The 8,235-nt window shown below is 43.7% G+C and carries 6 protein-coding genes and 3 pseudogenes; 5 read left to right on the top strand and 4 right to left on the bottom strand.

Going from position 1 to position 8,235, the window contains the following annotated elements:
* Positions 1-99 (top strand): annotated as a pseudogene (locus F6K38_RS31130) (IS630 family transposase); the annotation flags it as partial.
* A 25-nt stretch (positions 100-124) separates the two neighbouring features.
* On the opposite strand, the pseudogene F6K38_RS31125 reads toward F6K38_RS31130, so the two are convergent.
* The 3 genes and pseudogenes from F6K38_RS31125 to F6K38_RS31115 all read right to left on the bottom strand — a co-directional run.
* Positions 125-280: pseudogene (locus F6K38_RS31125) on the bottom strand (sporulation protein); the annotation flags it as partial.
* Between the two features lie 242 nt (positions 281-522).
* The gene (mgsA, locus tag F6K38_RS31120; protein WP_008188048.1) at positions 523-1,797 is read right to left on the bottom strand and encodes a methylglyoxal synthase; all 1,275 of its coding nucleotides are present in this window, start codon (positions 1,795-1,797) and stop codon (positions 523-525) included.
* Between the two features lie 850 nt (positions 1,798-2,647).
* Positions 2,648-3,304, bottom strand: a complete 657-nt coding sequence (locus F6K38_RS31115; RefSeq protein ID WP_008188049.1) for a hypothetical protein — start codon at positions 3,302-3,304, stop codon at positions 2,648-2,650.
* A 242-nt stretch (positions 3,305-3,546) separates the two neighbouring features.
* On the opposite strand from F6K38_RS31115, the gene F6K38_RS31110 reads away from it, so the two are divergent.
* From F6K38_RS31110 to F6K38_RS31095, 4 genes are all read left to right on the top strand, one after another.
* A complete protein-coding gene (locus tag F6K38_RS31110) occupies positions 3,547-3,858 on the top strand; it encodes a DUF433 domain-containing protein (RefSeq protein ID WP_044494655.1) in 312 nt (103 codons plus the stop codon).
* 137 nt (positions 3,859-3,995) lie between these two features.
* The gene (locus F6K38_RS31105) at positions 3,996-4,244 is read left to right on the top strand and encodes a hypothetical protein (protein ID WP_154659909.1); all 249 of its coding nucleotides are present in this window, start codon (positions 3,996-3,998) and stop codon (positions 4,242-4,244) included.
* Between the two features lie 59 nt (positions 4,245-4,303).
* On the top strand, positions 4,304-6,178 hold the full coding sequence (locus F6K38_RS31100) for an alpha-amylase family glycosyl hydrolase (RefSeq protein ID WP_044494659.1): 1,875 nt from the start codon (positions 4,304-4,306) through the stop codon (positions 6,176-6,178).
* Positions 6,179-7,718: 1,540 nt separating this feature from the next.
* Entirely contained in the window at positions 7,719-8,051 is a 333-nt protein-coding gene (locus tag F6K38_RS31095; protein WP_287296683.1) for a dynamin family protein, read from the top strand.
* Here the strand turns inward: F6K38_RS31095 and F6K38_RS31090 are convergent.
* Positions 8,048-8,235, bottom strand: a pseudogene (locus tag F6K38_RS31090) (IS630 family transposase); the annotation flags it as partial. The gene F6K38_RS31095 and the pseudogene F6K38_RS31090 overlap by 4 nt on opposite strands.

Below are 8,235 nucleotides of genomic sequence, written 5' to 3'. Positions count from 1 at the left end.
GATATAGAGCATGATTTTAGTGCTTTAAAGAGAGCCAGAATGTATACTTCTATAGACACTTCTCTGGATGAAGTAATTCGTGAATATTGTGCTTCTTAGTGTCTCCTCCTTATTTAAAATAACTATAAATATAAATATCATCAATCTTCTGGGAAACATCTCCCCCAGTAATATAAACTTCCCCTTCTACCATTTCCCCAGGAGCTAGGGAATCAAAGTACAAACGTGTATCTACCTTTGCTGCTCCAATGCCAACCTGAGCTAATAGCTTTTTGAACATAAACCTAGTTTTTTAACTAACTTTGCTACTAGCTTAATCTATGATTCTGGAGTTTTAGGGAGTCGGGAATCGGGAGTCGGGAATCGGGAGTCGGGATAATAAAATTTAATGTACCTGATCAGTATAATCAACTATATAAATGAAACACTTAGGTCGTGGGATTGCCCTACGGCCACGCTACGCGATTGATCTACGGTCACGCTACGCGAACACAAATTGAGATTATTTGGGCTTGAGGCAGATTAATTGGGGTTGGGGACAAATACAGTCAATCCCTTGGGAATACATTCAACTTTGATAGGAGTTGTTCCAATGACTTCTCCATCCACAACCACCTTCTGAGGGGGATCTGTGGCGATTTTGATACTGCGGGTTCGGACATGATGAATATTTTCTTGGTTGGGTGTCAGGTGAACCAACGCGGCACCAAAGGCATTGACCATTGATGTGACCGCCTGAAGTTTTGTGTCTACTTTGGCCATGGTGACATCCAGTAACCCGTCGTCGTAAATAACTTCACCCATTCCTTGGGCTAACACTGAGGTAGGGGGAGCCGCATTAGCCACAGTGATAGCCCCTACTTCAACTCGATAGATCTGGTCTTCAATTTCCACAGCCGCATCAAATAGCTCTTGTTCATCCAGTTGTTGCCATCCCGCTACCAGATAGGCCAGTACCCCCCACTGATCCTTGAATTCTCGGCTAGCTTTATCGACCATTTCTGCTTCAAAACCAATTCCGGTTAATAAAATCATGGGGGTGTCGTTACAGCGAGCCGCATCAATCACTTTGGTATAGCCTTCGGAAATGATGCGGCAGGCGGCGCGAATGGGCATTACTGTGCCACCAATGCCCAACGCCTGACAAAAGGCATTAGCGGTTCCTCTGGGAATAATGGCGAGGGGAATGTTGGTATCAATCAGCTGACTGGCAACGGCGGATACGGTGCCGTCACCGCCAGAGGCAATGATGAGATCGGCGTGGACTGCGATCGCCCGTTTGGTCAATTCTTCCGCCGTAATTTCTAGAGTAGTTTGATGGATATGGAGATTGAAATGGCCACCCAGCATGTTTTCAATAATGGTCAATTCATGATCGGAGTCTCCTTGACCGGCCACTGGATTAAAAATAAGGTGAGCCACTTGGGTCCGCGCTAGGGCACTGATGACCAGTTCTCCTGTAGCTAAGTTGGTGGCGATCGCTACATCATGGACATCACAAATCCGTAAGAGAGCCTGAATATCAGGTTCATGGGATTTAGCATGGAGTGCATCGATGAAGAAAAACACAGCACAGACCTTTCCCTCCGCCACCGCTGCAAACAACTGGGCATCTCCACCGATAGGACCAGGGAGTAAGCAATCAACAGGTAAGCCAGTGGAGTTTTGAATTTGTTTCCCTGTGTTCCCTGTAGCAATTAAGGTGTAGCGAGAGAAAACGATGTGGTGGCGCTTGACAAATGCCACTATATCATTTTTCTTGTTGTCGTGGGCAATCAGGGCAATAGTTGCAGGCATACTACTGTACCGGAACTCAAAACCAAAATTCTCAAAGGCCAATGGGCAAATGACCCAGTATTTACGTCATTCTAAAGCGTTTATTCCAGTTGTGTAGTTAAGCTATGGATAACTCGATACTAAGTTGCGGTCAAAGGTACAACTTTCTCTTTCCCAAATCTCCCTATCTCCCTATCTCCCTATCCCAGCAATCTACTATAGCAGTCGCCAGGGTAATTAGGACATGACAAAAGTCTCAAACTACAGTTTGGCTTGAGTTTAACTTCTGACTTCTGACTTCTGACTTCTGACTTCTGCTATATCTTTGAATGCAACTTGGTATAAAAATATTAACATTCCTAGATAAAAATACAAGCCTAAACATAAAAATTTACAAAAAAACCATTGACATTTTAAATTAGTTTATGCTAGGGTTAGATGTGATCAGATTTTTTTTGATATTCTAGTTTTTTCATCTTCTAGTCTTTAGCTTTTCCTTGAGGGGAAGGTTTTTACTAACTTTTTCTTCCCCATTTTTTTGGCTTTTTTCTAGGTTTTAGGGAGCAGGGAGCTAAGGCCGTGGGCCACGCTTACTGGCAGAGCCAGACGCTGCGCGAACGCGAACGGAGCTTCGGAGCAGGGAAAAATATTTATATGATGTACCTGATTAGACTAGGAAAAACTATAGAAAAATAAATACTATTCCCCATCTCCCTATCTCCCGACACTTGCCCATCTTCCCAATTGATATAATACCAAATCCGCTTGGTCATTACCCCTTTATTAAAATCGACCAAATCTTTTTATGCCAGGAATCTAGGGCTATGGGGATAAGGGGGGTATGGGAACAGAATTGATATAAGTCCTAATCCTATTCCACCATCTGCACCAATTTCCCTAGAATAGGTTCGATGGGAGGGAGTAAATATTCGGCGAGATCGAGGGTTACTGTTTTTTCCTCCAATTTCAGAAATCGCCATAGAGTCCCAGTGGTTACGGCACCGTAAACCGTTGCGATTGGCCGTAGGCCACGCTCCGCGAACGCATTACCGTTACTATTATTCTCCTGTTGGTTAAACCGACCAGCTGCTACCATCGCGGCGATACATTGTCCTAACCCCCCTTTCAGGTCTTCTTTTTTAGCTTCTATAATAATGGCTACCGGGGCTTTAATAAATAACTGTTCCGGTGACAGACTAATAATAAAATCACAGGTGCCATTTAATCCTACTTCTGGGTCAACATTAAACTCTTCCCCAGAAAACAAGCTAATCTGGTATTGATGGAATTCTCTAACTGCCAGTAACACTGGACATATCAAGAGTTCTGATCGGGCTTTTTCAGTATTTAGTGCGATGGCCAGTTGGTAATTTTGGGTGATAAATTCCGCTAAATAAGGACTAGGAGAAATTACGCGTTCGCGTAGCGTGGCCGTAGGCCAATCGCTTTCAAAAATATTCCCTTGTTCGATTAAAGTTAAGTCAAAATCCTTGACTACTTTTTGAATAGTAAATTGACGGTAAGACATGATCTAGGGAAGGGAGTAGGGAATCGGGAGTAGGGAATCGGGAATCGGGAATCGGGGGTAAAATATTGTGTACTTGATTACTAGGAAAAACGGGCTTATTGGATTTTTTAACTATTTTTTTTAACTATTTGCTGAAATGCTATACTTTGAATGCGAACGCAAACAGAAGGCAAAGTGTGCTATTCAATAATAATACTACCGTAAGGTAACGCTTCTTTTAGTGACGTTTATGAACTCTCCCAATGACAACCATTCCAACAATCTCAGAACATATTGAAATCACTCCGGGGGTTTGTGGCGGGAAACCTCGGATTGCCGGACATCGGATTCGAGTTCAAGATATTGTCATCTGCCACGAAAGCATGGGAATGTCACCGGATGAAATTCTCTATCGCCATCCTAGCATTACCATGTCAGATGTCTATGCAGCACTGGCTTACTACCACGACCATAAAGAAGAAATCAGACAGGATATTGAGGCAGGAGTTGCCTTTGTACAAACGGTACAAGCTCAAACACCGTCTCTATTACAGCAAAAACCTCAGAATCGGTAATGACCAAAAAGCGATGCAGCGCGGTCTTGGGGGTCCCCCCCATGAGCGACTGCATCAAGACAGATCCGATTCCATTTGGATGAAAGTGTTAGCAATGCCATCTGCTGAAAGTTTGGGTTTGATTTCTGTGATTTCCCTTGGTCAATCGCTTCGCGACCATTCAAAATTATCAATTCAAAATTCAAAAACACCCCACGATTCAATTATTAGGTAAATTCAATTTTGTTATTCCTACTCCCGATTCACCACTCCCGACTCCCGATTCCCGATTCCCGATTCCCGATTCCCGATTCCCGATTCCCCACTCCCCACTCCCCACTCCCCACTCCCGACTCCCGATTCCCCACTCCCGACTCCCCACTCCCACTAGTCTTTTGCGGAATTGAATTATCTACTGGTGTATACCGTTAAAGAAACTAACATTGATTCACCAAAGGTTTCCATCGTGTCTACTCCAGTTGAACCATGCTCTCCCCAAACCCTCGCTGAGGCCAACCTGCAACCGAGGGGCAATGTTTATCCAAGTCCGATTACTTGGCGAGACCAGATTCTATACTTTCTGCTACCTGACCGATTCAGTGATGGGTTAGAACTAGAGCGGAAAAAATTTGACCCTAGTAACCCCAACCAATTTAAAGCCAAAAATAAAGGTGACTGGATGAGCAAGGGAAAAAGGTTTCAAGGGGGTACCCTCAAGGGAATCGAAAGTAAATTGGACTACTTGAAACAATTAGGTGTCACTACCCTTTGGATTGGTCCAGTTTGGCGACAACGGATTGAACTAGACACCTATCACGGCTACGGGATTCAAAATTTCCTAGATGTTGACCCCCGATTTGGCAGCCGTCAGGATTTACGGGATTTAGTGGATGCTGCCCATGAGCGGGAAATGTATGTGATCTTAGACATCATTTATAACCACAGCGGCAATAACTTTTTCTACCAAGACGAGAATGATAATCCTAAAGCTAGCCTTCCCTACCGTTTTGAACCACCTTATCCAGTTCATAGTTGGCGTTCTGGCACTGGTAAAGCGATTTCCGAAATCACTACAGAAATTGATGGGGTATGGCCTCAAGACTTTCAAAACATTGATTGGTACACTCGTGCTGGTCATATTAACGAATGGGGTGCAGACCCTTGGGAAGACAAACTGCATCCGGAGCTAGAATTTCGCCGAGGGGATTTCTTTGATTTAAAAGACATTAATCTCGCTAAACCGGAAGTCCTAGCAGGGATTATTAAAGTCTATCAATACTGGATTGCCCTAAGTGACTGCGATGGATTTCGCATTGATACGGTTAAGCATATTCCTTGGCGAGTTTCCCGTAGTTTTTGTGGTGCTATCCGGGAATATGCGGAATCGATTGGTAAGGAAAACATCCTACTGTTGGGAGAAGTAACGGATGGGGCTCATATGTCCCGCAACTACCTGGAAGTATTTGGTCGCAACTTGGATGCTGTGCTTGATATTGGGGAACCCACAAAGCGATTAGCACGGATGGTAAAAGGATTAACACCACCAAGGGAGTTTTTTAATCAATTTGAGGAGCATAATATCCTTGGTAGCCACCGGGAAACGGGACGGTATCATGTTTCGATCTTAGATGACCATGATATGGTCGGACGCGATCGCAAGCATCGGTTTGCTGCTAATAACTCTATTCCTAGTAAATACCAGCAAATAGCCCATGCGGTAGGGTTGCAACTGACCACGTTGGGTATACCCTGTATCTATTACGGTACTGAACAAGCCTTTGATGGCACGGAAAACCGCCATGACCCTAGTGTTGAACCAATCAATGAGTATGGCAACATTTCCAATAGCGATCGCTATATTCGTGAATCGATGTTTGGGGGTAGCTTTGGAGCATTTGAAACCAGTGGCTGTCACTTCTTTGACCCAGACCATCCCACCTATCTCAGAATTTCTGCGATCGCAAACCTCCGAAATCGACAAGACCTGATTGGAAAAACCCTACGTGGGGGTCGTCAATACCTCCGAGAAACCTCCTATCTCGGCAAACCTTTTGCTATTCCTGATGCTGGAGAATTAATTGCTTGGTCAAGGATTCTCTACAATCAAGAAATTCTGGTTGCTTTAAACACCCATGGCACTGAAAACCGGGGTGCATACGTCACCATTGATGCCTCACTACACCCCCACGGCTCAACCCTTACTCTGCTCTACAACAGTTACTGGAGTAACTCTCAATTACGCCATCCACCCCAGAATCAAACCGTAATCGTTCAACATGACCAGGGTAGGGCAACGGTCAGGATTGAATTACCGCCTAGTGGCATGATGATTTTGGCCTAGGGATTCTACCTGAAAATTATTAAGGATTATAACATTTTGCTGGTTTAAAGGGATGAGGGGTTGCACCCCACATTTATCTTGCTATACTGAGATCAAGTAGATGCACCCTGATGATCAAGAGAGTCACAAGCACGGCTCTCTATTTTTTTTGAGATGGCTGAAACATTCTAATGGTGATTGAAGTCAAGGGTTTCAAGGGTTTCAAGTCAAGTACTGGTTGCTGTATGAGTGGGTACGCTTCATCCCAAGCATTAAGCCTCAGCACACTATTAAGTTTTGTAACATTTTGCTCGCTTTAAGGGGTGAGGGGTTGCACCCCACATTTATCTTGCTATACTTAGATCAGTAGATGCACCCTGATGATCGAGAGAGTCACACCAACGGCTCTCTATTTTTTTTTGAGATGGCTTAACAGTTCTTTACGTGTTTGAAGTGAGAGGTTTGAAGGGAACTGGTGGTTGCTGCATGAATGGGATTCGGGCAAAGCCCGACGCTGCGCGAACGCTTGATCCCAATCATTAAGCCGATGCGCACTATTAAGTTTTGTAACATTTTGCTCGCTTTAAGGGGTGAGGGGTTGCACCCCACATTTATCTGGCTATACTTAGATCAGTAGATGCACCCTGATGATCGAGAGAGTCACACCAACGGCTCTCTTATTTTTTTTTTGAGATGGCTTAACAGTTCTAATGGTGCTTGAAGTCAAGGGTTTCAAGTCAACTGGTGGTTGCTGCATGAGTGCGTAGGCTTGATCCCAATCATTCAGACTCTCCTATCTATTAAGTTTTGTAACATTTTGCTTGACTATAGGGGTGAGGGGTTGCACCCATCACTTATCTTGCTATACTGAGATCAGTAGATGCACCCTGATGATCGAGAGAGTCACACCAACGGCTCTCTATTTTTTTTGAGATGGCTTAACAGTTCTAATGGTGCTTGAAGTCAAGGGTTTCAAGTCAACTGGTGGTTGCTACATCAATGGGATTCGGGCAAAGCCCGACGCTGCGCGAACGCTTTATTATCCCAATCATTAAGCCTCACCAAACTATTAAGTTTTTTAACATTTTGCTCCCGTTGAGGTATGAGGGGTTGCACCCCACATTAATCTTGCTATACTGAGATCAAGTAGATGCACCCTGATGATCGAGAGAGTCACACCAACGGCTCTCTTATTTTTTTTTGAGATGCCTTAACAGCTCTAATGGTGCTTGAAGTCAGGGGTTTCAAGGGAGCTGGTAGTTGCTGCATCAGTGCTTACGCTTCATCCCTTGCTGTGGGAGGGACAAAGTCACGAAAGTCCTAAGGAAACTTAAGTAATTACCGAAAAGTTCAGAAACAGTTAGTTAGGCCAAGTATGCTTGCTTACTTCGTCTATAGTCAGCGAACTTAATCTAGGGTTTTCGCCTATCATCTTCAAACCTATATCAAACTACCCTGAAATTATAATTAAAAAAACCTAAGCCTTCAGCTGTCAGCTGACGGCTGAAGGCTGACGGCTTAATGCTTATAACCAAAGACCAATTACTGAACACCAATTGTCATGGAAGATCAGCAAATCTATCAGTCTGTTGTCAATTATCTTAGGTCTGCTATCGGTCTGCTTGATTTGGAGCAAGACTCACCCTTGCGAAAGGATGTGATTGCCCTGTGCGACCATCTAGAAAATCCCACATTTCGGATTGCTGTCTTTGGTCCGTTTAATTATGGGAAATCTACCTTGCTCAATGCTTTGCTAGGAAAGCGCACTCTGCCCATTGGTCTAATTCCCACTACAGGGGCTGCAATTCATATCCGATATGGAGAAGAATTGCATACTCGAATTATCCTAACTGATGGCACAGAAATTAGTGAAAATAAGCTGTTGCGCATTTAAACTGTGATAACAGCATTGCCTTTGTTTTTTATTTTTCGTACCCATTTTATAATTAACCCTCCTTCATTTAAAAGATGATTTAACAAACATTCTAATTCTTCAATTGATTTGAAAACTCGATTGGCAATATATTCTTTTGCTGAATGCCAAACCAATTCAATTAAGTTATAATCAGGACTATACT

It is taken from the genome of Moorena sp. SIO3B2, from assembly GCF_010692525.1.
GTDB lineage: Bacteria > Cyanobacteriota > Cyanobacteriia > Cyanobacteriales > Coleofasciculaceae > Moorena > Moorena producens.
The sequence above is the reverse complement of the archived record's forward strand: the minus strand, read 5'-3'. Positions and strand labels throughout refer to the sequence as shown.